A 23513-nucleotide genomic window follows, 5' to 3' on the forward strand; every position below is an offset into this window, starting at 1 on the left:
GCCAAGGATGGCCCATGACGGCGGCCCACGGTCCAAAGCCGGAGTGAGGGCACACCGAGCCTAAGCGAGGTGCCGAGTGGTGGGGCAAGAGCGTTTTGCTTACTTTTGCGCTGTTCAAAAGTGAGCCGCTGTAAGAGCGGAACCCATATCAGCCATCACCCAAATAACGGATATGTACTCACCCCAGGGTCCGTAACAAAACCGTCATCCCCCTGGGCTAGGCTCGCGGGCTTGAATGCCCCCGAGTCCCAATCCATGTTCAAAGGCCTCCTATACGCCGCGCTGCTGTTCACCCTGACAGCCCACGCCGAAACCTGGCCGCAGAAGGATTGGTCCCAAGGCCAACTGCTAACCGGCCCGGCCGCCCAAGCCCTGGACGACTACGCCTTCCCACCCCGCGATGACACCACCCGCAAAGGCGTCCGCACCGACGCCTTGCTGGTCATCCGCGACGGCCAGATCATCTACGAACGCTACGCCGCCCCCACCACCGCCAGCACCCCGCACCTGACCTGGTCCATCAGCAAAAGCCTGCTGGCCACCGTGCTCGGCGTGGCCTTCGGCGAAAACCGCTTCAAACTCACCGACCCCGCCGCGCGCTTTTACCCGCCGATGAAACAACACCCCGGCGTGACCATGGCCGACCTGCTGCACTGGGCCTCGGGCCTCGACTGGCAGGAAGACTACGAATACGCCCCGCTGAAATCCTCGGTGGTCGCCATGCTCTACACCCGCGGCCACCACGACATGGCCGAGTTCGCCGCCGACACCGCAACCTCCAGCGCCCCCGGCCAGGCATTCCGCTATTCCAGTGGCGACAGCAATATCCTGTCCGCCACCCTCAAGGGCATGCTCGGCCACAAGGCCTACGTCGACTACCCATGGACCGCCCTGTTCCAGCCACTGGGCATCCACAACGCCACCTGGGAAAGCGATGCCGAGGAAACCTTCGTCGCGTCCTCATACGCCTACCTCACCGCCCGCGACCTGGCCCGCGTCGGCCTGCTGATGCAGCGCGACGGCCGTTGGGGCGAGCAACAATTGCTGCCCAAGGAGTGGGTTGCGTTCAATCGCCAACCGTTCGACAAGTACAAGGCGGGCCAGGACGAAGCCGTTCCGGGCGGCCAATGGTGGCTCAACCGCGAAGTGCAGGGCGCCGCCAGACCCTGGCCGGACGCGCCCGCCGACACCTTCGCCGCCCTCGGCCACTGGGGGCAGGCGCTCTACGTGATGCCCGAAAAACAGCTGGTCATCGTGCGCTACGGTGACGACCGCGACGGCAGCTATCGCCACAACGAACTCCTCAAACGCGTCCTTGCAGCGGTGCAACCATGATCCGCCGTCATCCCTTCATCAGCCTGTTGACCCTGCTGTTACTCGTGTTGCTCGGCTGGGTCTGGCACGAGCGGGTCAACCTGCAAGCCTTCCCCGACATCATCGCGGCCTACACCGCCAAGGAGTACTGCTCCTGCCGATATGTGGAAGGCAATCCCGCTGATTATTGCCTGGGTTATGTGAAGCAATACGTGCCCACCAGCGCCTTCACCGACAACCCTGAAAAACACCTCGTGACCGCCAGCGGCCTGGGCCGGACCCACAGTGCCCAATGGCTGGGCCAACGCGAGGGCTGCCGCCTCTTGCCCTAATGCAGCCACAGGTGGGGCTGAGGTTCCACAGGGTGGAACCACCTTTGATTGTCCTCCTGCGCACATCGCGGTTATCTGGCGGTGTGCAACGAAAAAGAACGGGAACACCCGCCTGCGAGGAGAATCACCATGAGCCCACACCAGCACATCCTGGATTGGCTGAGCGATGTCGCCAGCGACCTGCACGCCGTGCGTCAGGACATTCACGCCCACCCCGAACTGGGCTTTGAAGAAAACCGCACCTCCGCCCTCGTGGCGCAATCGCTGCGTAACTGGGGCTACGAAGTCCATACCGGCATCGGCCAGACCGGCGTGGTGGGTGTGCTGCGCAATGGCAGCAGCTCGCGCAAGCTCGGTATCCGCGCCGACATGGACGCGTTGCCGATCATCGAAAACACCGGCGCCAGCTACAGCAGCCAACACGCCGGCTGCATGCATGCCTGCGGTCATGACGGCCACACCACCATGCTGCTGGGCGCCGCGCGTTACCTGGCCGCGACCCGTCAATTCGACGGCACCCTGAACCTGATTTTCCAGCCCGCCGAAGAAGGTCAGGGCGGCGCCGAAGCCATGCTCGCCGACGGCTTGCTGGAGCGGTTTCCCTGCGACGCATTGTTCGGCATGCACAACATGCCGGGCTTGCCCGCCGGCCATCTGGGCCTGCGCGTTGGACCGATGATGGCCTCCCAGGACCTGCTCACCGTGACCCTCGAAGGCGTCGGTGGCCATGGCTCCATGCCGCACCTGACGGTCGACCCGCTGGTGGCCGCCGCCAGTATGGTCATGGCGTTGCAGACCGTGGTGGCGCGCAATATCAATGCCCAGGAAGCCGCAGTAGTGACCGTCGGTGCCCTGCAAGCGGGCCAGGCTGCCAACGTGATTCCCCAGCAAGCACTATTGCGTTTGAGCCTGCGTGCCCTGGATGCGAACGTGCGTGAGCTGATGCTGGAGCGGGTCAAGGCGATCATCCTGACCCAGGCCGCGAGCTTCGGCTGCACCGCGCAGATCGAACATCGGCCGGCCTATCCGGTGCTGGTCAACCACCCCGAAGAAACCGAATTCGCCCGCCAGGTCGGCGTCGCCCTGCTGGGTGAAGATGCCGTCGACGGCAACACCACCAAGCTGATGGGCAGCGAAGACTTCGCCTGGATGCTGCAGCGCTGCCCCGGCAGCTACCTGTTTATCGGCAACGGCGTCTCGCGGCCGATGGTCCACAACCCCGCCTATGACTTCAACGACGACATCCTGTTGACCGGCGCCGCCTACTGGGGCGCGCTGGCCGAGAGCTGGCTCAAGCCCGCCTGACGACCTCTTTTTTCTGCCGCTGGACCCTTTTCCGACTGGTTGAATGGAGTGTTCCCATGCAGGCTTCAAAACAAGGTGTATCCCGCACCCGCCAGGTGGTGGCGGCGGTGATCGGCAATGCGCTGGAATGGTATGACTTCATCGTCTACGGCTTTCTCGCCAGCATTATCGCCCGGCAGTTTTTCCCCTCGGAGGATGAATACGCCTCGCTGCTGATGGCCCTGGCCACCTTTGGCGTCGGCTTCTTCATGCGCCCGGTGGGCGGGATTCTGCTGGGCATGTATTCGGACCGCAAAGGCCGCAAGGCTGCGATGCAACTGATCATCCGGTTGATGACCATCTCCATCGCCCTGATCGCTTTCGCCCCCAGCTATGCTGCCATCGGCATGGGCGCGCCGATGCTGATCGTGGTTGCGCGCATGCTCCAGGGCTTTGCCACCGGCGGTGAATACGCCAGTGCCACGGCGTTCCTGGTGGAGAGCGCGCCGGCCCATCGCAAGGGCCTGTACGGTTCCTGGCAGTTGGTGGGACAGTGCCTGGCGGTGTTCGGCGGCGCGGCGATGGTGGCGTTGGTCACGCACTTCTTCGAGCCGCAAACCCTTGAAGTCTGGGGCTGGCGCCTGCCGTTCATCTTCGGCTTGCTGATCGGCCCGGTGGGCTTGTGGATCCGCCGGCACATGGAAGACCCCGAGGAATTTATCGAGGCACGCAAACAGGCCAAGGGTGCGGCGCCGAGCTTGATGGACGTCATCCGCGACCACCGCCGCAGCATCTTGGTTTCGATGGGCCTGGCCTGTGGTGCAACGGTGTCGTTCTACGTGGTGCTGGTGAACATGCCGACCTTCGCCCACAAGAACCTCGGCCTGCCGCTGGACCAAGTGTTGATGGTGCAGATGTTCGCGGTGGCGCTGATGACCGTGGTGATTCCGCTGTCCGGCCTGCTGTCGGATCGGTTCGGTCGGCGCCCGGTCTTGATGGCGTTCACCCTGGCGTTTTTTGTGATGGTGTACCCGCTGTATGTGTGGGTCGCGGCGGCACCGTCCATCGAGCGTTTGCTGGTGATGCAGGTGATGTTGTGCACTGCCATCGGCGGCTTTTTCGGCCCGGCGCCGACGGCCCTGGCCGAGCAGTTTCCCATCGAAGTACGCTCCACCGGGGTGTCAGTGGCGTACAACGTGGCGGTGATGGTATTCGGGGGCTTTGCGCCGTTGATCGTCACCTGGCTCAGCAAGGTGCTGGGCACGCCGGTAGCCCCGGCATTTTATGTGCTGTTCTCTTGCGTCCTGACGCTGCTGGGCACTTACTGCATGCATGAGGCGCCACGGGCGAAACGACCGGCGCCGTTTTCCAGCGAGGTGAAACCTTGAGTATTGTTGAACTGGATGCCATCGAACTGTCTCGGGCGATCCATGCGCGGCAGGTGTCCTGCCATGAAGTGATGCAGGCGTATCTGGCCCAGGTCGAACGCTTCAACCCGACGGTGAATGCGCTGGTCTCGCTGCGCTCCCATGAGGACGTGCTGGCCGAAGCGGCGCAGCGTGATCGCGAGTTGGACCAAGGCCAATCCCGTGGCTGGATGCACGGCATGCCCCAGGCGATCAAGGACCTGGCGGCGACCCGGGGCCTGCGCACCACCCTCGGTTCGCCGCTGTTCGCCGAGCATGTTCCTCAAGAAGATGCGATCAGCGTGGCGCGGGTTCGGGCCAGTGGCGCGATCATCATCGGCAAGACCAACGTGCCGGAATTTGGCCTGGGCTCGCAGACCTACAACAGCGTGTTCGGCACCACCGGCAACGCCTATGACCCGCGCCTGGTGGCCGGTGGCAGCAGCGGCGGCGCGGCGGTGGCGCTGGCATTGCGCATGCTGCCGGTAGCGGATGGCAGCGACATGATGGGCTCGCTGCGAAACCCGGGGGCGTTCAATAACGTATTTGGCCTGCGTCCGTCCCAGGGGCGGGTGCCTCACGGGCCGGCGCCGGAGCTGTTCGTCCAGCAACTGGCCACGGAAGGCCCGATGGGTCGCAGCGTGGCGGATGTGGCGCGGCTGCTGAGTGTGCAGGCCGGCTATGACCCTCGGGTGCCGCTGTCGCTCAAGGAGGATCCGGCGGTGTTGGGTGAGCCATTGCAGCGCGACTTCAAGGGTGCACGCTTGGGCTGGCTCGGGGATTACAACGGTTACCTGCCGATGGAAGACGGCGTGATGAGCCTGTGCGAATCGGCCCTCAAGGACTTCGCTGCGCTGGGTTGCGAGGTCGAGCACTGCCAACCGGAATTTTCTCTGGAACGCCTGTGGCAGACCTGGCTGGTGCACCGCCATTGGCTGATCCAGGGCTCCCTCGGCGCGGCCTACGCCGACCCGCAAAAACGTGCACTGCTCAAGCCGGAGGCGCAATGGGAAGTGCAGGGCGGATTGCAACTGAGTGCGGCGGACGTTTACCAGGCTTCGATCAACCGCAGCGACTGGTACCGCGCCCTCGGCAAACTGTTCGAACGTTACGATTTCCTGTTGCTGCCCACCGCCCAAGTGTTCCCTTTCGATGCACAACAAGCCTGGCCACGCCTCGTCGCAGGGCGCGAGATGGACACCTACCATCGCTGGATGGAAGTGGTGATCGGCCCCACCCTGGCCGGCCTGCCGAGCATGAACGTGCCGGTGGGTTTCAACCCCCGGGGCTTGCCCATGGGCCTGCAGATCATCGGCCCGGCCCAGGCGGACAGGACAGTGTTGCAACTGGCGTACGCCCACGAACAACTGACCCGCTGGGTGCAGCGGCGCCCACCCGCTTGCCTCTCGGCGACCGGTTGAGCCGCGACGGGCCTGTATCTTGCTGTGAAATCAGATCATCCATCGGCATCAAGGAGATCGACACATGGGCAGCGACGCCGAGACGGGAACCGTACGCTCAGTAGGGCGGGCACTGGCGATCATCGAATTGCTCGGCGAGCATCAGGCGCTGGGGCTGGAAGAGTTGCATTACCTGACTCACCTGCCCAAGGCCACGGTCTCGCGGATGCTGCTGACCTTGCAGGAACAGGGCTGGATCTATCGTGGCCTCAGCGACCGGCGTTACCGCCTGCGGGCCAGACGGTTGTTCGGCGACACCCAGCAACGCTTCAAGCGCCAACTGGTGGAAAGCGCCGCGCCGTGGCTGCTGGACCTCAGCGAACGCACCGGCCTGGTGGTGGACCTGTCGAGCTTCGACGGCGAACGCCTGGAGGTGATGGAAAGCGCGATCCCCACGGTGCTGCGCAAGCTCTACCCGAACAATTGCCAGATCGTCGGCCAGCACGCCAGCCTGTTTCATTCGGCCATGGGCAAGGCGTGCCTGGCGCAATTGTCGGCGGATGAAGTGCAGCGCCTGGCCGGTCGTGAGCATGTGGCGGAAGACGATCAATACCGGGCGTGTGAACAATCCCAGCACCAGGGGTTTGGCCAACGCACCGAAGGCTATTGGGAATACCCGGTGCGCCTGCCGTTCCTGATTCGCGCGGTGGCCTTGCCGGTGCGGGCCAATGGCCGGTTGGTGGGCAGCATGGCGCTGCATTGGCCGATGGATCAGGCACCGGTGGAACGGGTGCTGAGCCTGCACCTGGCCAGTCTGGAGTCGACGATTCGCGATGTGCAGCAGGCGTTGGCCTGACCACCGTTCCCCCGTAGGAGCGAGCTTGCTCGCGAAGAACTCACAGGCACCGCGTTCATTCAGAATGCCCGCGTCATCGTTGGCAACCTTCGCGAGCAAGCTCGCTCCTACAGGAGGTCTTTGTTACTGTTCGCCCAGGTTTTTTGCCCCAAGAGTCTTTATGTCCCTGTTCAAACCCATGGCCTTCCTGCTGCTGGCCGCTGCCGCCGTGCCTGCCCATGCCGACTGGTACCTGGACAACGAGTCCTCGCGCCTGTCGTTCGTCACCACCAAGAACACCGACATCGCCGAAGTGCAGCGCTTCCTGGTGCTGCATGGCAAGGTCGACAGCAAAGGCGCGGCGCAGCTGGAAGTCGAACTGGAGTCGATCAACAGCGGCATCCCGCTGCGCGACGAGCGCATGCGCAATGAGCTGTTCGAGATCAAGACCTTCCCGGACGCGGTGATCAATGCGCAGATCAACCTGCAACCGATCAACGACCTGGCCCCCGGCGCGCAATACGAGCTGCGCCTGCCGCTGTCGGTGACCCTGCACGGCAAGACCCAGACCTACAGCACCGAATTGCTGGCGACCCGCCTGGATGACCGACGCTTCCAGGTGGTCACTCTGGAGCCATTGGTGGTGCACGCCGAGGATTTCGATTTGCTGCCGGGGGTAGCCGCATTGCGCAAGGCCGCCGGGCTGTCGCAGATCAGCCTGTCGGTGCCGGTGGGTGCGGTACTGATTTTCACGGCGCGCTGACATGAGCGGCGCAGTGTTCCCGTGGCGCAGCGCCAACCGTTTCGAGCTGATGGTCGACGGCCCGAGTTTCTTCCCGCGCATGCTGGAAGGTATCGCCCAGGCTGAGCAACAGGTGGCGCTGGAGCTGTATCTGGTGGAGGCGGGCGCGTGTGCCGAGGCGATGGTTCAGGCCCTGGTGGCGGCCGCCGAACGTGGCGTGCGCGTACGTTGCCTGTTCGATGACTACGGCAGCCTGGCGTTTACCCTGGGCCTGCGTCGGCGGTTGATCGACGCCGGGGTGGACCTGCGATTCTACAACCGCCTGAGCTGGCGCCGTTGGATGCGCAACCTCTATCGGGACCACCGCAAGCTGTTGTTGATCGACCAGACCATCGCCGTGGTCGGCGGCACCGGCGTGACGGATGAATTCTGGACGCCCGGGGAAGACACCGCCGATTGGCACGAAGTGATGGTGCAGATTCGTGGCCCGCTGGTGCTGGATTGGCAGGCGTTGTTCGACCGTCAGTGGCTGGCGAACGACGATCGTAGAGCCTGGAAACCGGCCACGCATTTTGGCCTGCCACGGTTGCCCAAGGTGCCAGCGACAGGACCGGGGTTGGGGCGTGTGGCCTATGCCGACGCCCGCCAGCATCGGGATATCTTGCAGTCACTGATCCGTGCGCTGAACAGCGGCCACCAGCGTATCTGGCTGGCCACGCCGTATTTCCTGCCGACCTGGAGCGTACGGCGTGCCCTGCGCCGGGCGGCGGGGCGCGGGGTGGATGTGCGTTTGCTGTTGACCGGGCCACGTACCGATCACCCGTCGGTGCGGTATGCCGGGCACCGTTACTACCCGCGTTTGCTCAAATCCGGGGTGCAGATCTTTGAATACCAGCCGTGCTTCCTGCACTTGAAAATGGTGCTGGTGGACGATTGGGTGAGCATTGGCTCGTGCAACTTCGATCACTGGAATCTGCGCTTCAACCTGGAAGCGAACCTGGAAGCGTTGGACCCGGAATTGACGTTGGCAGTGGTGGGGAGTTTCGAGCGGGATTTTGCCCTGAGCCAGGCGGTGAGCCTTGAGGCATGGCAGTCGCGGCCGTTGTGGCGGCGGGTGAAGCAGCGGGTGTGGGGGTGGATTGATCGGTTGGTGGTCAACCTGCTGGACCGCCGCGGATAAGCCAGAATACCCCAATCACATGTGGGAGCGGGCTTGCTCGCGAAAGCGGTGTGTCAGTCACCTGATGTATCAACTGATCCACCGCATTCGCGAGCAAGCCCGCTCCCACATTTTGACCGGGCAAGACTTTAGAGCAGTTCGAAGCTCTGCTGCTTCACATCCTGCGAATCCAACCCGATCTGCACATTGAACTCGCCCGGCTCAGCCGCAAACTTCAGCTGGGTGTTGTAGAACTTCAAGTCTTCCTCGGTGATGGTGAAGTGCACCGCGCGCTCTTCGCCCGCCTTGAGCATGATCTTCTGGAAGTTCTTCAATTCCTTCACCGGGCGGATCATCGAGCCGGCCACGTCCTGGATATACAGCTGCACCACGGTTTCGCCATCGACCTTGCCGGTGTTTTTCACCACCACGGTGGCGTCGAGCTTGCCGGTCTTGTTCAGGGTGGTGGACGACAGCGCCATGTCCGACAGGCTGAAACTGGTGTAGCTCAAGCCGTAACCGAACGGAAACAGCGGCCCGGTGGTGTCATCGAAGTACTGCGAGGTGTAGTTGCCCGGCTTGCCCGGAGTGAACGGCCGGCCAATGCTCAGGTGGTTGTAGTAGGTCGGAATCTGCCCCACCGAACGCGGGAAGGTGATCGGCAGCTTGCCCGACGGGTTGTAGTCACCGAACAGCACGTCAGCGATAGCGTTGCCGCCTTCGGTGCCGGCGAACCAGGTTTCCAGGATTGCGTCAGCCTGTTCGTTCTCCTCGACAATCGACAGCGGACGGCCGTTCATCAACACCAGCACCAGCGGTTTGCCGGTGGCTTTCAAAGCCTTGATCAGGTCGCGCTGGCTCTGCGGGATGTTCAGGTCGGTGCGGCTCGACGATTCGTGGGACATGCCACGGGACTCGCCCACGGCGGCCACGACCACATCGGCGCCTTTGGCGGCCTTGACGGCTTCGTCGATCATGTCCTGGGACGAGCGCGGGTCATCCACAACTTCCGGGGCATCGAAGTTCAGGAAGTTGAGGTAGTCGACGACTTTCTTGTCGTTGGTGATATTGGCGCCACGGGCATAGATCACCTTGCCCTTGTCGCCGATCACGGCGTTCATGCCGTCCAGCAGGGTCACCGATTGCGCGGGTTTACCGGCAGCGGCCCAGCTGCCCATCATGTCGATCGGCGCCTTGGCCAGCGGGCCGACCAGGGCGATGGTCGCGTCCTTTTTCAGCGGCAGGGTGTTGTTCTGGTTTTTCAGCAGCACCTGGCTGCGGCGCGCCACGTCACGTGCGTCGGCGCGATGCAGGCGGCTTTCGGCGTAGGTGTCGGCCGGGTCATCCTCGGCCTTGCCGATGCGCAGGTACGGGTCGGCGAACAGGCCCATGTCGTACTTGGCGCCGAGCACTTCGCGCACGGCGTTGTCGATGTCGCTCTGTTCGATCTCGCCGGACTTCAGCAGGCCGGGCAATTCCTTGCCGTAGAGCGAGTCGTTCATGCTCATGTCGATGCCGGCCTTGATCGCCAGCTTGGCGGCTTCACGCCCGTCCTTGGCCACGCCGTGCTTGATCAGCTCGAAGATCGCACCGTGGTCGCTCACGGCCAGGCCCTTGAAGCCCCAGTCCTTGCGCAGCAGGTCGTTCATCAGCCAGGTGTTGGCGGTGGCGGGTACGCCGTTGATCGAGTTCAGCGCAACCATCACGCCACCGGCGCCAGCCTTGATGGCGGCGTGGTAGGGCGGCAGGTAGTCCTGGTACATCTTGACCGGGCTCATGTCGACCACGTTGTAGTCGCGACCGCCTTCCACCGCGCCATACAGGGCGAAGTGCTTGACGCTGGCCATGATGCTGTCGGCCTTGGCCGGGCTGCTGCCCTGGAAGGCCTTGACCATCACTTCGGCAATGCGCGAGGTCAGGTAGGTGTCTTCGCCAAAGCCTTCGGAGGTACGGCCCCAGCGCGGGTCGCGGGAGATGTCGACCATCGGCGCGAAGGTGATGTCGAGGCTGTCGGCGGCAGCTTCCTGGGCGGCGATGCGCCCGGAGTGGCCGATGGCGTCCATGTCCCAGCTGGAAGCCAGGGCCAGGCTGATGGGGAATATCGTGCGGTGGCCGTGGATCACGTCATAGGCGAAGAACATCGGGATCTTCAACCGGCTGCGCATGGCTGCGTCCTGCATCGGACGGTTTTCCGGGCGAGTTATCGAATTGAAGGTGCCGCCGATGCGACCGGCGGCGATTTCCTTGCGGATCAGTTCGCGGGGCATTTCGGGGCCGATGCTGATCAGGCGCAATTGGCCGATCTTCTCATCAAGGGTCATCTGCTTGAGCAGGTCACTGACGAAGGCGTCCTTGTCCTTGAGCACTGCGGGCTTTGTTTCGGCTAATACGGAATGAGTGGCCAAACTGACAACAAGGCCCAGCAAACACAGCTTCTTCATGAAAATCCTTTCTCGCAGCCTTGGGACCGGAGAGCGTCTATTGTTGTTCGGGTGTTGTTCAGATAAATACCGCACACTTCTGAACTCTTATTGGCGCTGGGCATCTTTTAGCTGATTGGCACGATGCAATCCAGTGGGTGGCGGCGGATTATGCCCTAAGCCCGTGGCTAACGCGTCAGTCGGTAAATTTCATAGGTTTGGCAGGAGAAACACCATGCAAGCAGCACAAGGTTACCGTTGGGGCTGGAAGGCCGTGGCATTGATACTGGTGAGCACCGTGCTGAGCGGTTGCGGCATCAACAAGATCCCGACCCTGGACGAACAGGCCAAGGCGGCCTGGGCCCAGGTGCAGAACCAGTACCAGCGGCGCGCCGACCTGATCCCCAACCTGGTGGAAGTGGTCAAGGGCTACGCCGCCCATGAACAGGACACCCTGACGGCCGTGATCGAAGCGCGGGCCAAGGCCACCTCGATCCAGGTGGACGCCAGCACCCTCGACAATCCCGAGAAACTCAAGCAGTTCCAGCAAGCCCAGGACGGTTTGAGCGGTGCACTCAGCCGTTTGATGGTGGTGTCCGAGCGCTACCCGGACCTGAAGGCCAACCAGAACTTCCTGGCCCTGCAATCGCAGCTTGAAGGCACCGAAAATCGCATCGCCGTGGCCCGCCGCGACTTTATCCAGGCAGTGCAGGCCTACAACACCGAGATCCGCACCTTCCCTGGCCGCCTGTGGCACAGCGTGATGTACAGCGACTTGCCGGTCCGCGCCAACTTCGAGGCCACGAGTGCCGATGCCGATAAAGCGCCGCAAGTGAAATTCTGATGGGCAAGCGCGCTTGGCTGATGGCGGCGGTGCTGCTGGCCTTCAGCCTGACCGCCCAGGCCGCCCTGAATTTCCCGGCCCTGACCGGACGGGTGGTGGACAACGCCCAGATGATCGACCCGGCCGTGCGTGCGCAGCTGACCCAGCAGTTGCAGGCGCTGGAGCAGACCAGCGGCGACCAGATCGTGGTGGTCACCGTGCCCGACCTGCAAGGCGTGCCCATTGAAGACTTCGGTTATCAACTGGGCCGCGCCTGGGGCATCGGCCAGAAGGGCAAGGACAACGGCGCCCTGCTGATCGTCGCCCGGGATGAGCACAAGATTCGCATCGAAGTGGGTTATGGCCTGGAAGGCGTGCTCACGGATGCGCAGTCCTGGGTGATCATCAACCAGGTGATCGCCCCGGCGTTCAAGGCGGGCAACTACAGCAAGGGCATCAGCGACGGCGTGGCGGCGATGCTGCAGGTGGTGGGCGGCGATCCGCTGGCCGTACCGGCGCATGTGTCCGAGGCCAACTTCGCCAAGCAAAACCCGGGCATTTCCATTGGCCTGTTCATCCTGTTGCTGGCAGTGTTGTGGCTGTGCAATCGCATGGGCCTGCCCGTTGGCGCTATCCTGCTGGCGATTCTTAGCAGCAGCGGTCGTGGCGGCGGGGGAGGCGGTGGCGGTGGTGGCTTCAGGGGCGGCGGCGGTGGTTTTGGCGGCGGTGGCGCCTCGGGCGGCTGGTAATGACAATAACGAGAGAGCATCAACAACCATGGCATTACTGAGTCAACACGAGCAACGCCAGGTCGCCGAGGCGATCGCCCGGGTCGAGCAACAGACCGACGCCGAACTGGTGACCGTGCTCGCGGCCCGCGCCGACGACTACGCCTACATCCCGCTGCTGTGGGCCAGCCTGCTGGCGCTGGTGGTGCCGGGGATCATTCACTACCTGTCGGGCTGGTTGACCATGTACACCTTGCTGCTGGCGCAGTGGGGCACGTTCGTCGTGCTGTGCCTGGTGTTCCGTTTGCCCAGGGTCACCACGCGACTGATCCCGCGCTCGGTGCGCCATTGGCGCGCGTCCAACCTGGCACGGCGGCAGTTTCTCGAGCAGCACCTGCACCACACGCTGGGCAGCACCGGGGTGCTGATTTTTGTCAGTGAGGCCGAGCGGTATGTGGAAATCCTGGTGGACAAGGGGATTTCCAGTCGCCTGGATGACAGCAGTTGGGATGCGATCGTCAAGGACTTCACCCGCCAGGTGAAGCAAGGCCAGACGTTGGCCGGGTTTGTGGCGTGTATTGAGGCTTGCGGGGAATTGCTCAGGGAGCACGTACCGGTGACCCACGCACGCAATGAGCTGCCGAATCGGTTGGTGGTGTTGGAGTAGTGTAAAATTCCCGGCATTCCCTGCCCGAGGCGTTTTTGTTCATGTCTGCCACCGCTAAACCTGCCAGCCCCGCGCCGGATCATCACGCGCAGTTCCTCGAACTGCTGAGCGCGAGCCTTGAGCAAAACGCCTTTATCAAGCTGGTGCTGGCCAAGTACGTCGGCACCGAGCCTGATCTTCAGAAGCTGATCATCAAGCAGCTGACGGTCAAGGATCAGCCTTGCCTGTCCTTCGTCTATCGCTACAAGACCCGCGACATCACCAAGAACTTCTCCCTGGCCGACGGCGTGGCGGCAATTGCCGAGTTGTTGCCGGCGGCGTTCAAGAATGCGCACCTGCTGTCGGTGACCGACGAAGCCCAGCTGGAATACAGCAAGAAAAACAAAAGCTCACTGTTCAAAAGCAAGCCGCAGCAACTGCGCGAAGCGCCGTCTGCCGAGCACAACCGCGAGAAGAATCGCTTCCTGGACCTGACCCGGCCCTTCCTCGCCGACCTTGGTGTGACCAACGCCAAACACGAGCTGATCCCGGCGATGTCGCGCAAGTGGAAGCAGATCAACAAATTCATCGAAGTATTCAGCCATGCGCTGACCACCTCGCCGCTGAAGCTGGACCAGCCGGTGCGGGTCGCGGACTTTGGTTCGGGCAAGGGTTACCTGACGTTTGCCATCCACGACTACCTGCGCAACACCCTCAACGCCGAGGGCGAAGTCACCGGCGTGGAGCTGCGCGAAGACATGGTGACCCTGTGCAACAACGCCGCCGCCCGCCTGGACCACCCGGGGCTGGTGTTCAAGTGCGGGGATGTGCGCAGCGTCGCGCCCAGCGAGCTGGACGTGATGATCGCCCTGCATGCCTGCGACATCGCCACCGACTACGCGATTCACACCGGCATCCGCTCCGGTGCGTCGATCATCATGTGCTCGCCGTGCTGCCACAAGCAGATTCGCCTGCAGATCCAGAGCCCGGCGCTGCTCAAGCCGATGCTGCAATACGGCCTGCACCTGGGCCAGCAGGCGGAAATGGTCACCGACAGTTTGCGCGCGTTGTTCCTTGAGGCGTGCGGCTATGAGACCAAAGTGTTTGAGTTCATCTCGTTGGAGCACACCAACAAGAACAAGATGATCCTGGCGGTGAAGCGTGCCGAGCCGGTGGACAACGCTCAACTCCTGGAGAAAATCCAGGAGCTCAAGGCGTTCTACAACATCACCGAACATTGCCTGGAAGCCCTGCTGCTGTCGGACGGTTACCTCGCCTGAGTACGACGCAAATCAAAAATGTGGGAGCGGGCTTGCTCGCGAAAGCGGTGTGTCAGTCACCTGATGTATCAACTGACCCACCGCATTCGCGAGCAAGCCCGCTCTCACATTAGATCGCGCTCGCCTTGGGAGCTGGCGCAGGCTTCACGCTGGTCTTGCGCCCCAACATCACCGTCACAATCACCCCGCAGGCAAACAGCCAGGTAATCGGCTCGATGTGTTCACCAAAAAACAGCGCCGAAAACGCGATGGTGAAAAAGATCTGCAACAGCTGAATCTGGCTGACCCGGGCGATGCCACCCATGGCGAGCCCGGCGTACCACGCAAAGAACCCCAGGAACTGCGAAAACAACGAGACATAACCAAACGCCCACCAGGTGCGCGGAGATCGGCCCTTCGTGTTGCAGCGCCAGGTAGGCCACCGGCCCGATCAATACCGGCGTCGACAGCACCAGCGCCCAGCAGATTACCTGCCAGCCGCCCATCTCCTTGGCCAACCGGCCGCCTTCGGCATAACCCAGGCCACCCACGGCAATCGCGCCGAGCATCAACAGGTCGCCCGCCTGGATGCTGCCGGCCCCGGTGATCAACGCATAACTCAGCACCAGCGCACTGCCCAGCGCCGCGCAGGCCCAGAAGGCCTTCGACGGACGTTCATGGGACAGCCACGCCGCATACAGCGCCACGCACAGCGGCTGCAACCCGTTGACCAGCGCGCCATGGGACGCGGGCAAGGTTTGCATGGCCCAGGCCGACAACACCGGGAAACCCAGGATTACCCCGGCAATCACCAGCGTCAGCCCGCGCACCTGGCGCCAGGTGGGCCAGCGCTCACGGCGCCACAGCAACAACGCCGCCGCCGGCACCGCCGCGAACAACGCCCGGCCCAGGCCATTGAGCAACGGGTGGATTTCCTGCACCACGATACGGGTGAAGGGCAGGGTGAGGCTGAAGATGACGACGCCCAGCAGGCCGAGGGCCATGCCGGTATTTTCGCGGGAGCTCATGGAAGGAACCAGAATCGAATGGGCCGGAAGTGGATGTTCATCTAGCCACAAAGCCCCGCAAACGCGCGCTTACAGCTGGGTGCAGATTGGACCGTACAGTTTGTGTAGGAGCGAGCTTGCTCGCGAAAAACCTGAGAGCGTCGCGGGCTGTCTGGTTACCCGCGTTATCGTTAACGTGCTTCGCGAGCAAGCTCGCTCCTACAGAGGGCTGGTCCGCAATGATGTAGTAGCGGGCCATTACCCGGCTCATCGGCACAGGTCTATCTTGGCTACTCCTGTCTGCCCAACCGTTCAACCGGAGGAATGTCCCATGGCCGCGAAAAAAATCCTGATGCTGGTCGGCGATTACGTCGAAGACTATGAAGTGATGGTGCCGTTCCAGGCGCTGCTGATGGTGGGGCATACCGTGCACGCCGTGTGCCCGGACAAGTCCGCCGGCCAGACCGTGCGCACGGCGATCCACGACTTCGAAGGCGACCAGACCTACAGCGAAAAGCCCGGGCACCTGTTTGCCCTGAATGCGGATTTTGCCAAGGTGAACGCTGCCGACTACGACGCGCTGCTGGTGCCGGGTGGCCGTGCCCCTGAGTACCTGCGGCTGAACGAAAAGGTCCTGCAACTGGTCAAGGATTTCGATCAGGCTGGCAAACCCATCGCTGCCGTGTGCCATGGCGCTCAACTGCTGGCGGCTGCCGGGATCCTGGAAGGCCGCGAGTGCAGCGCCTACCCGGCGTGCGGGCCGGAGGTACGACTGGCGGGCGGTACGTTCATCGATATCCCGGTGACCGACAGCCACGTTCAAGGCAATCTGGTAACAGCCCCGGCGTGGCCGGCGCACCCAAGCTGGCTCGCGGGTTTCCTCGGCCTGCTGGGCACCAAAATCACCCTGTAAAGCGGAGGTCATCGCCATGTGCGAGCTGTACGTCAAGGCCGACCCGATTCTGTACGAATCCCGCTCGCGCTCCCTGCGCATCTGCGGCGTGGTGACCACCGTGCGCCTGGAAAACCAGTTCTGGGACATCCTCAGCGAAATCGCCGAGGTGGATGGGATGACCACCAATCAACTGATCGCCAAGCTGTATGAAGAAGTGATGGATTACCGCGGCGAAGTGGTGAATTTTGCTTCGTTCTTGCGGGTGAGTTGCACGCGGTATTTGAGCAAGCAGCGGGTTCACGCCCCAGAGCTCAGCCTTGTGAATACAAGAAATGGCGCGCAGAAGATCTGAATGTGGGAGCGGGCTTGCTCGCGAAGGCGGTGTGTCAGGTAACTCATGTACCGACTGATCCAGCGCTTTCGCGAGCAAGCCCGCTCCCACATTGATTAGGTGGGGTCAGAAGAACCGCGTCACACTGATCTTCGCATCCCGGCCCTTGGTGTAGGCGCGGTCGCCGCTCAGGGCCGGTCGGAAGTTGTTGTTGAACAGGTTGTCCACGGTGAAGTTCACCTCGGTACCCTTGAGGTAAGCCTGTTGCGGCTTCCAGCTGGCGAAGAGGCCCTGGGTGTTGTAGCGCTTGTTGCCGTACTGGTCGTAGAACAGGTCGCCGATGCTGGTGCCCGGGCCGCCGGAATACTTGTCGCTCGGCAGGCGGCTGGTGGCGCCGATGAACTGCCCTTGCCAGCCTACCCGCATATCCAGGCTCGGGATCTTGGTGCCGAGCACCACCACCCATTTGGTTGGCGGAATGTCCCGCGCCCAGACGTCCGGCCCCCACGGGTTGGTGTAGGCGCCTTCATGTTTGCCGGTGGTGTAGGCGAACGATACCGAGCCGAACACGTAGGTGGAGTCATAGAAACTCTCGGCCTCGAAACCCTTGATGGTCATGCCGCCGATGTTGCGGTAGTTGGACATCGCGCCCGGCGGGCAGGCGCTGGAAATCGTCCCGCCGTTGACCGCCTGGTTCTGGCAGCCCACGCCCGTGGCCTTGAAGATTTCGTCCTCGACCTTGTTGTGGAACAGCGTGGTACGCAGTTGCAGGTTGTCGCCGTGGGCGAACACGTCGGCGAAACTGGTGACGTTGCCCAGGGTGATGGAGGTGATGCGCTCCGGGTCCAGGTCCAGGCTGGTGGCGGTGCGGCTGCCCAGGCCCTGGACTTCATACTGTTCGTCGATCACTGGCGCACGCCAGGTGCGGCTCCAGTTGGCGAACATCGCCACGTTCGGGGTGATGGTCCAGTACGCCGCCAGGCGTGGCGACCAGCCGGTGTAAGTGCGGTCGCTGTAGTCATGGCCGAGGGCCGGGTCCGGGTTGCTGTAGTACGGCGCGTCGTTGGCCTCGCCGCGGTTGCGCACATGGTCATAGCGCATCGACGGGGTAATGGTCACATCGCCCAGCGTCACCGCGTCCTGGATAAAGAAGCTGTTGGTGTCGACCTTGCCATGGGGCATGAAGCCCGGCTGGAAGTGCCCGTAGTTGTATTTCGGGGTGTTGTAGGTGGCGCCGGGCATCCACATTTCGGTTTCCCGGGTGTGCTTGCGGATTTGCACACCGGTGGTCACCGCGTGCTGCAACGCACCGGTGGAAAACAGGCTGACGTTGCGTACGTCGAGGTTCTTGTCGTTATAGGAGGTGTCCATCTTGCGCCCGCCGGTGGCCAACTGGAAAAACGCCGTGGCGTCGCGCTCGTCGGTCTGGTCGGTATTGGATTCGGAGTACTTGATGGTCAAGTCCACCAGCGGGTTATTCATCGGCTGGTATTCGTACTTGCCGGACCAGGTGGTGTCGACGGTATTGCGGTTGGCCAGGAAGCGTTTCAGCGCGGCTTCGTAGCCATAGCGGTCGATGTTGGCCTGGGTCGGCGGCGTCGGGTAGCTGGCGGCAGAGAAGGGCGTCCAGCGCTGGCTGTTGGAGCGCGAATACGACAGACCCAGGCTTTGCTCATCGGTGAAGTGAGCATTGAACTTGAACAGTTTGCCGTCCACATTCTGGGCGCTGTTGGGCAGGCGCTTGGGGTTGATCGGGTACTGATTGTTGTCGTTGGGCAGGGTGGCGGCCAGCTTCATGTCGCCGCCGTCGCGCTGGGTCAGGTAGGCCAGCGCATCGAAGCGGCCGTCATCGGTACGCCCGTAAACGGCACTGCTGTAGACCTGCTCATGGTCGTTGCTGGAGTAGCCGTATTTGAGCATGGCACCGCTGTTGCGCCCGTCCTTGAGCAGGTCCGGGGCATCCTTGGTGGTCATGTTGACCGTACCGCCAAAGCCGCCGTTGCCGCTGAAGGGCGAGTTGGGGCCTTTCTCCACTTCGATGCTCTTGATCAGCTCGGGCTCGATAAACACAGTGCCCTGCTGGTAGCGCTCAAAACCGCTTTTGGTGGCGCCATCGACGGTCAGCGGCACGTCTTCGGCGTCGCCGAAACCACGGATGTTGATGGTCTGGCCACCGGGCTTCAGCGAGCCGCCCTGGCTGATGCCGGGCAAGGTTTGCAGCAGGCTGGGAATGTTGTTGGACTGGTAGCGGTCGATGTCCGCCTGGGTCAGGGTGGAACGGCCGACGGTGGTGGAGTCGACCTCGTTACCGGTGCCGATCACGCTCAGGGCGTCGAGCTGGATCGCGCTGCTGTTGGTGGTCTTGCCCTCTTCGGAGCGCACCACGTAAGTGCTGCCGACCTTGAGCAATACGAACTCGCCGTCCTTGAGCAGGGTGCGAATCGCCACTTCCGGTGTGAAGTCGCCATTGAGGGGCGGCGCCTGGATATTTTTCAGCAGCGCTTCATCGAACAGCAGCTGGATTTTCGCCTGCTGCGCCACCTGGCTCAGGGACGTGGCCAGGGACTGGGCCGGCAGTTGCAGCTTGAACGACTCGGCCTGGGCACTCAGGCTGAAGGCCAGGCAGGCGGCAATGGCGGTGGGTCGAAGAAACAGGTGCTGAACGTGGCAAGGCGCGCGAAACATGAAATCCCCCGGAGTAGCCAAATGGCCAGAAAGGTGTGCGTATCAAACGCAGACCCGAGGAAGACGCGGCAGGAAAAATAATCCTCACATGCGAATGCAAAATATTCTCAAATAAGAATTCCGCGGGGCTATTTGCGCGGTTCGATCCTGATATTGCCGTCGGCCAGGGCCACGGTTTTCACCGGCAACAGTGCCGGCAGGGCGTTGAGCAGGGCGTCCGGATCATTCACGTCCAGATTGCCCGAGACCTTCAGTTGCGCCACCGCGCTGTCCACCAGCAACGGCGCCTGGGGCCGGTACAGGCTCAACTCGTCCATCAGGCTGGCCAGCTCGCGATTACGAAACGACACGTGGCCGCCGCGCCAATCGGCGACCTCGCCGGCAGTGAGGGTTTGCTGCTGCAGCGTGCCTTTGGCATAACTGAACGTAGCGCGCTGATCGGCGCCGAGCAGGGTGGCCGGCAGCCTGGCATCCGGATCGAACGCCACTTGCCCATGGGCCACGCTGACCACCAGTTGCTGCTTGCTGCGCCGCACATCGAAGCCGGTGCCGACCACCCGCACATTGGCTTCACCGGCCTGCACGAACAGCGGACGCTCCTTGTCGGGCGCCACCTCGATATACAACTGGCCCTGATCCAGATGCACGATGCGCTGGTGACTGTTGAAGTCCACCCGCAGGCGCGTATTGGCGTTGACGTACAAGGTGCTGCCGTCGGGCAAATGCATGGTGCGCATTCCTTTGGCATGGGCCGCGACCTGGGCGTGGAACAGCTCGCGTGGGGCGCCGATGTTGCCCGTCAGCACGGCACACACCAATGCGGCAGCCACCGCCAGGGCCGGGCGCCAGGCGGGTGTCTTGCGCGCGGGCAGCGGTGTCGGTTTGTTCAGTTGCTGCAACTGGGCCAGGTCGGCCCACAGCTGTTCGAATTCCGCATAGGCGCGGGCATGGGCCGGCTCGGACTGCCAGGCGGCAAACGCTTTGCGGTCGGCGCGACCGGCGTCATTGCGGTTGCGCGCAAACCAGCTGGCGGCCTGGGCATCGATGGAGTCGCTGGCCTCGATGTCACAGGTGTCGATGTCGCTCAGGCGGGTCATTCTGGCTGCTCCTTGCCCTGTTCTTGTTGAAGTCGCTGCTTGCAATGCAGCAAGGCAAAAGCGATGTGCTTTTCCACCATGCTGACCGAAACGCCCATGCGCTCGGCGATCTGCGCCTGGCTCAGGCCTTCGAAGCGGTGCAGCATAAGGGCTTCTCGTCTTCTCGGCGAGAGTTCAGAGAGGACTTCTTTCAACTGTTCCAGGCGTTGCAGGCGTTGCGCGGCGGCCATGGGATCGTCTCGCGAGTCGCTGACAGGTTCGGCATCCAGTTCGGCCTGTTGCTGGTGGACGGTGTGCCGCACCTTCTGTTTGCGCCAGTGATCGCGCAGCAGATTGCGCGCCATCTGGAACAGAAACGCCCGTGGCTGCTCGACCTGGGCCCGGTCGCGGTAGTCCAGCCATTGGGTGAAGACATCCTGGGTCATGTCTGCCGCGTCGCTGGCGTTGTCCGTGCGTTTACGCAGGAAATGCAGGATATCTGCATAAAACCCGCGAAAGGCATCGGCCGACAGCGGGTCGGGCTTGGGACGAGACATGGATATCCTTCTTGACGAAGCACGACGTGGAAAAGTCGTGAATGATATCGAGAATTATTGTCATTTGTCTCTATTGAAAATCCAAGGTTGGATGCGGACTAAATGTGGGAGCGGGCTTGCTCGCGAATGCGGTGAGTCAGTCGACCTATTAATTGACTGACCCACCGCCTTCGCGAGCAAGCCCGCTCCCACATTTGGATTGCGTTTCAGCGCAACAGGGTCAGTAGCTCTTGCAACTGAACACGGCCTGCCTCAGCCAGCGGGAACACCGGCAGCCGTGGATCCCCCGACTCCAGGTCCGTCAGCCGCAAACCGGCCTTGATCGTCGCCGGCAAGCCACCTTTGAGGATGAAATTCAGCAACGGCAACTGGCGATAAAACAGCTCCCGCGCTTTCTCCAGGTCATTGGCCAAAACGGCTTCATACAAATCCAGGTTGAGCTGAGGAATCAGATTCGGCGCCGCCGTGCACCAACCTTTCGCGCCCGCCGCAAACGCCTCCAGTGCCAGCGGATTGCAGCCGTTGTAGAACGGCACCTGGCCCTCGCTGCGCCGGTGCAATTGGTGCATGCGCTGAATATCCCCGGTGCTTTCCTTGACCATGGTCACGTTGTCGACGCTGTTGACGATGCGCAGGATCAAGTCCACCGACATGTCGGTGCCACTGGTGGCCGGGTTGTTGTAGAGCATGATCGGCACGCCGATGCTGTCGCCAATGGCCGCATAGTGGGCGAGGATTTCCGCCTCGCTGAGTTTCCAGTACGAGGCCGGCAATACCATTACCACATCCGCGCCGTGGGCCTCGGCAAACTGCGCGCGACGCACGGCCTTGGCGGTGGTCAGGTCGGAGACGCTGACGATGGTCGGCACACGCTTGCCCACCTTCTGGATGCTGTAGGTGGCGACTTCATCCCACTCTGCATCACTGAGATAGGCGCCTTCGCCGGTGCTGCCCAACGGTGCGACAGCGTGCACGCCGCTGTCGATCAGGCGGTCGATCGAAAGGCCCAGGGCGTCGAGGTCAAGGCGCTGGCCGTCCGTGCTGAACGGGGTAATGGTGTAGCCGATAATGCCGTGAATAGAAGGGCTGGACATGGAAAGGTCTCCGGTCGAAAAAGGGTTTCAGTTCAGGCAATCGGCGTGTTGGCGCAGGTTCTGCCGAGCGTAGTAGTTGAACGCGGCGCCGTGGCGCTTGGGCTTGGAAATCCAGTCATGGGCTTCGCGGCCCAGTTCCGGCAGGATCGGCTTGATCGTGCCGGCGGCCATCGCCAGCAGCTGCAACTTGGCCGCGCGTTCGATCAACTGTGCGATCACACAGGCTTCCTCGATGCTCGCCCCAGTGGACAATTGGCCGTGGTGGGAAAGCAGAATCGCGCGTTTATCCCCCAGGGCAGCGGTGATGATTTCACCTTCTTCGTTGCCCACCGGCACCCCGGGCCAGGCTTCGAGGAATGCGCAATCTTCGTACAACGGGCAGAGGTCCATGTGGGACACCTGCAACGGCACTTCCAGCATCGACAACGCAGCGATGTGGGTCGGGTGAGTGTGGATGATGCAGTTCACGTCCGGGCGACCGCGGTACACCCAGCTGTGAAAACGGTTGGCCGGGTTGGGCATGCCATGGCCTTCCAGCACCTCCAGGTCTTCGTTGACCAGCAACAGGTTGCTGGCGGTGATCTCATCAAAACCCAGGCCCAGTTGTTGGGTGTAGTAGGTGCCAGGCGTCGGGCCGCGTGCGGTGATCTGCCCGGCGAGGCCGGAGTCGTGGCCGTTTTCGAACAGGATCCGGCAGGTCAACGCCAGCTTTTGCCGGTCGGTCCACGTATTATCCGCCAGGGTGTTTTGCATCTGGGTCAGCGCCTGCTTGACCAGTTGGTCTTTCGGGAGTGCTAATGTCTTGGCCATATCAGTGTCCTTGTTCGTCGCAAATGACACTAAAGAGACTATATGACACAAAGTGTCATTAGCAAGCATTCATCATCGCCTCTTTAATGGATTAACCGCTGCGCATGTCTATCCGTTTGAAAATATTGAGAAAAAAACTTGGTGTGACGTTGGAGTCGCTCGCGGAAAAATCCGGGATGACCAAGAGTTACCTGTCGAAAGTCGAACGCGGGTTGAATACGCCGTCGATTGCGGCGGCGCTGAAACTGGCCAAGGCGTTGAATGTGAAGGTCGAAGAATTGTTCAGCGAGGACAATGTCAGCCTCGACAGCTACAGCCTGGTGCGCAGCCACGAACGGCAGGCGTTGTCGGGCACCGATGCGTCACCGGGTTACGCGGTGTTGGCGCATCAGGTCAGTGAGCGTAGTTTGTTGCCGTTCATCATTTACCCGCCGGCGGAGTTCACCGACAAGACCTTCAAGGAACATTTGGGGGAGGAGTTTTTGTTTGTGCATGAAGGCCAGGTTGAGGTGGATTTCATGAGTGAGCGGGTGGTGTTGAATCGGGGGGATGCGTTGCATTTCAATGCGCAGAAGCCGCATCGGATTCGGTCGGTGGGGGAGGTTCAGGCGCAGCTTTTGGTGGTGGTGCATAGTGCTGAGGGGTGATGGTGGGGGTGGGGGCATATCCGTTATTTGGGTGATGGCTTATATCGGTTCCGCTCTTACAGC

The 23513-nt window shown here is 62.3% G+C and carries 21 protein-coding genes and 1 pseudogene; 15 read left to right on the top strand and 7 right to left on the bottom strand.

Translation table 11 applies throughout. The features are described 5' to 3' along the window. Nucleotides 1–255: 255 nt before the first annotated feature. The 8 genes from HX817_RS30565 (at nucleotide 256) to HX817_RS30600 (ending at nucleotide 8493) form a co-directional block, all read left to right on the top strand. Nucleotides 256–1335 (top strand): serine hydrolase, encoded by a 1080-nt coding sequence (locus HX817_RS30565; protein ID WP_177042311.1) that lies wholly within the window; start codon nucleotides 256–258, stop codon nucleotides 1333–1335. Further along, a complete protein-coding gene (locus HX817_RS30570) occupies nucleotides 1332–1646 on the top strand; it encodes an amidase (RefSeq protein ID WP_177042314.1) in 315 nt (104 codons plus the stop codon). The genes HX817_RS30565 and HX817_RS30570 overlap by 4 nt, the downstream gene beginning before the upstream one ends. Nucleotides 1647–1775: 129 nt before the next feature. Further along, on the top strand, nucleotides 1776–2951 hold the full coding sequence (locus HX817_RS30575) for a M20 aminoacylase family protein (protein WP_087692640.1): 1176 nt from the start codon (nucleotides 1776–1778) through the stop codon (nucleotides 2949–2951). A gap of 56 nt (nucleotides 2952–3007) precedes the next feature. Beyond that, on the top strand, nucleotides 3008–4318 hold the full coding sequence (locus tag HX817_RS30580; protein WP_177042316.1) for a citrate-proton symporter: 1311 nt from the start codon (nucleotides 3008–3010) through the stop codon (nucleotides 4316–4318). Then, nucleotides 4315–5757 (top strand): amidase, encoded by a 1443-nt coding sequence (locus HX817_RS30585; protein ID WP_177042318.1) that lies wholly within the window; start codon nucleotides 4315–4317, stop codon nucleotides 5755–5757. Before HX817_RS30580 ends, HX817_RS30585 begins: the two co-directional genes overlap by 4 nt. A 64-nt stretch (nucleotides 5758–5821) precedes the next feature. Next, the gene (locus HX817_RS30590) at nucleotides 5822–6592 is read left to right on the top strand and encodes a helix-turn-helix domain-containing protein (RefSeq protein ID WP_003209157.1); all 771 of its coding nucleotides are present in this window, start codon (nucleotides 5822–5824) and stop codon (nucleotides 6590–6592) included. A gap of 160 nt (nucleotides 6593–6752) precedes the next feature. Then, nucleotides 6753–7334 (top strand): YceI family protein, encoded by a 582-nt coding sequence (locus tag HX817_RS30595; RefSeq protein ID WP_134325861.1) that lies wholly within the window; start codon nucleotides 6753–6755, stop codon nucleotides 7332–7334. A 1-nt stretch (nucleotide 7335) separates the two neighbouring features. Continuing rightward, nucleotides 7336–8493, top strand: a complete 1158-nt coding sequence (locus HX817_RS30600) for a phosphatidylserine/phosphatidylglycerophosphate/cardiolipin synthase family protein (protein WP_008430889.1) — start codon at nucleotides 7336–7338, stop codon at nucleotides 8491–8493. A 128-nt stretch (nucleotides 8494–8621) separates the two neighbouring features. Here the strand turns inward: HX817_RS30600 and bglX are convergent, their stop codons facing one another. Next, the gene (gene bglX, locus HX817_RS30605) at nucleotides 8622–10913 is read right to left on the bottom strand and encodes a beta-glucosidase BglX (RefSeq protein WP_177010036.1); all 2292 of its coding nucleotides are present in this window, start codon (nucleotides 10911–10913) and stop codon (nucleotides 8622–8624) included. Nucleotides 10914–11127: 214 nt separating this feature from the next. On the opposite strand from bglX, the gene HX817_RS30610 reads away from it, so the two are divergent. From HX817_RS30610 to HX817_RS30625, 4 genes are read left to right on the top strand one after another with little or no spacing between them, the layout of a single operon-like run. After that, complete coding sequence (locus HX817_RS30610; RefSeq protein WP_003209150.1) at nucleotides 11128–11736, top strand: LemA family protein; 609 nt, start codon at nucleotides 11128–11130, stop codon at nucleotides 11734–11736. Then, a complete protein-coding gene (locus HX817_RS30615; RefSeq protein WP_003209148.1) occupies nucleotides 11736–12464 on the top strand; it encodes a YgcG family protein in 729 nt (242 codons plus the stop codon). Before HX817_RS30610 ends, HX817_RS30615 begins: the two co-directional genes overlap by 1 nt. Before the next feature lie 28 nt (nucleotides 12465–12492). Next, entirely contained in the window at nucleotides 12493–13110 is a 618-nt protein-coding gene (locus tag HX817_RS30620) for a TPM domain-containing protein (RefSeq protein ID WP_003209147.1), read from the top strand. A 41-nt stretch (nucleotides 13111–13151) separates the two neighbouring features. Beyond that, nucleotides 13152–14369 (top strand): SAM-dependent methyltransferase, encoded by a 1218-nt coding sequence (locus HX817_RS30625; protein ID WP_177042320.1) that lies wholly within the window; start codon nucleotides 13152–13154, stop codon nucleotides 14367–14369. 109 nt (nucleotides 14370–14478) lie between these two features. On the opposite strand, the pseudogene HX817_RS30630 reads toward HX817_RS30625, so the two are convergent. Next, nucleotides 14479–15376: pseudogene (locus HX817_RS30630) on the bottom strand (DMT family transporter). 310 nt (nucleotides 15377–15686) lie between these two features. Between HX817_RS30630 and HX817_RS30635 the strand changes: the two are divergent. Both HX817_RS30635 and HX817_RS30640 read left to right on the top strand, forming a co-directional pair. Beyond that, nucleotides 15687–16268, top strand: coding sequence for a DJ-1/PfpI family protein (locus tag HX817_RS30635; RefSeq protein ID WP_102606425.1), 582 nt, complete (start codon nucleotides 15687–15689; stop codon nucleotides 16266–16268). Nucleotides 16269–16284: 16 nt separating this feature from the next. Next, complete coding sequence (locus HX817_RS30640) at nucleotides 16285–16602, top strand: ribbon-helix-helix domain-containing protein (RefSeq protein WP_003209138.1); 318 nt, start codon at nucleotides 16285–16287, stop codon at nucleotides 16600–16602. 105 nt (nucleotides 16603–16707) lie between these two features. On the opposite strand, the gene HX817_RS30645 is transcribed toward HX817_RS30640, so the two are convergent. The 5 genes from HX817_RS30645 to HX817_RS30665 all read right to left on the bottom strand — a co-directional run bounded on the left by HX817_RS30645 (nucleotide 16708) and on the right by HX817_RS30665 (nucleotide 22803). Next, nucleotides 16708–19266: a TonB-dependent receptor gene (locus HX817_RS30645; RefSeq protein WP_177042322.1), complete on the bottom strand. Its 2559-nt coding sequence runs from the start codon at nucleotides 19264–19266 to the stop codon at nucleotides 16708–16710. A gap of 128 nt (nucleotides 19267–19394) precedes the next feature. Then, complete coding sequence (locus tag HX817_RS30650; RefSeq protein WP_177042324.1) at nucleotides 19395–20363, bottom strand: FecR domain-containing protein; 969 nt, start codon at nucleotides 20361–20363, stop codon at nucleotides 19395–19397. Continuing rightward, a complete protein-coding gene (locus HX817_RS30655) occupies nucleotides 20360–20899 on the bottom strand; it encodes an RNA polymerase sigma factor (protein WP_087692632.1) in 540 nt (179 codons plus the stop codon). Before HX817_RS30655 ends, HX817_RS30650 begins: the two co-directional genes overlap by 4 nt. Before the next feature lie 206 nt (nucleotides 20900–21105). Further along, entirely contained in the window at nucleotides 21106–21993 is an 888-nt protein-coding gene (locus HX817_RS30660) for a dihydrodipicolinate synthase family protein (protein WP_177042326.1), read from the bottom strand. A gap of 27 nt (nucleotides 21994–22020) precedes the next feature. Continuing rightward, complete coding sequence (locus tag HX817_RS30665; protein WP_003209128.1) at nucleotides 22021–22803, bottom strand: aldolase; 783 nt, start codon at nucleotides 22801–22803, stop codon at nucleotides 22021–22023. Nucleotides 22804–22907: 104 nt separating this feature from the next. On the opposite strand from HX817_RS30665, the gene HX817_RS30670 reads away from it, so the two are divergent. Next, nucleotides 22908–23450, top strand: coding sequence for a helix-turn-helix domain-containing protein (locus HX817_RS30670; protein WP_003209127.1), 543 nt, complete (start codon nucleotides 22908–22910; stop codon nucleotides 23448–23450). The last annotated feature ends 63 nt before the right edge of the window (nucleotides 23451–23513 follow it).

Source organism: Pseudomonas sp. C6002 (genome assembly GCF_013385805.1).
GTDB lineage: Bacteria > Pseudomonadota > Gammaproteobacteria > Pseudomonadales > Pseudomonadaceae > Aquipseudomonas.